Genomic DNA, 500 nt, shown 5'->3' with positions numbered 1-500 from the left:
AAACGTAATCGTCGCCAAACAAGACGCAACCAACCTCAACAGCAGCATGGTTTCCAACTTCCTACCGCAACAAAACAGATTGAGGTGGAATTAGGCGAAACCATTAGCGTTGCTGATCTTGCGCATAAGATGTCGGTAAAAGCGGCAGAAGTGATCAAAGCCTTGATGAACTTAGGTTCAATGGTAACAATCAACCAACTTCTCGACCGTGAAACAGCCGCAATTATTGTGGAAGAAATGGGTCACACTTACAAATTTGTAAGTGAAAATCCACTAGAAGAGGAGTTAATCGCCTCTATCGAGCAAGGTGATGTCGATCTTATTAAACCTCGTCCTCCTGTTGTGACCATCATGGGACATGTTGACCATGGTAAAACATCCCTCCTTGACTATATCCGTAAAGAGCATGTTGCAAGCGGTGAAGCAGGGGGTATTACGCAACATATTGGTGCTTATCATGTTAAGACCGATAAAGGTGTTATCACTTTCCTCGATACTCC

General features: G+C 43.8%; 1 protein-coding gene. It reads left to right on the top strand.

What is annotated here, in order from left to right; genetic code table 11:
- A partial coding sequence (locus tag FK268_RS26330; protein ID WP_193560341.1) for a translation initiation factor IF-2 N-terminal domain-containing protein occupies positions 1 to 500 on the top strand: 500 nt, incomplete at both ends.

Origin of the sequence: Tsukamurella sputi, from assembly GCF_007858445.1 — a bacterium.
GTDB lineage: Bacteria > Actinomycetota > Actinomycetes > Mycobacteriales > Mycobacteriaceae > Tsukamurella > Tsukamurella sputi.
The sequence above is the reverse complement of the archived record's forward strand: the minus strand, read 5'-3'. Positions and strand labels throughout refer to the sequence as shown.